The sequence below is a fragment of the Mesorhizobium sp. M4B.F.Ca.ET.214.01.1.1 genome (genome assembly GCF_004791545.1).
Taxonomy (GTDB): Bacteria; Pseudomonadota; Alphaproteobacteria; order Rhizobiales; family Rhizobiaceae; genus Mesorhizobium; species Mesorhizobium abyssinicae.
In genome coordinates this window covers 1-279 of the sequence record NZ_SRUX01000326.1, presented here as the reverse complement: position 1 = coordinate 279, position 279 = coordinate 1, and the positions used below count along the sequence as shown (strand labels likewise).

Sequence of the window (279 nt, the reverse complement as noted above, 5' to 3'; positions counted from 1 at the left end):
GCCCGACATCCCCCACGGGGTAGATTGGCGGTTTCGCCGAAGGCGATATTCCTGCAACTTTCGCCAATTACCGTCGTTTGCCGCCCTTTTTGAAGGCGGCTTCAAGGCTTGAGTGTGAGAGCAGAACCTTTTGGGCACGCCGCCGTGACACTGCCGCCCCAACCCGGGCCAGCGCCGCGACAAGCCGAAGCGCGACCTCTTCAAAATCGACAATGGGCATACCTACCTGCCGATACTCGCGCTGGCGGTCCAGGTACCGCGCCAGCGCGATATCCCGCC

Annotated in this window: 1 protein-coding gene; it reads right to left on the bottom strand. The window is 62.4% G+C overall.

Annotated elements, in window-relative coordinates; genetic code table 11:
• Positions 1-67 precede the first annotated feature (67 nt).
• The coding region (locus EN857_RS35365; RefSeq protein WP_210235178.1) for a hypothetical protein at positions 68-279 on the bottom strand (212 nt) is incomplete at its 5' end.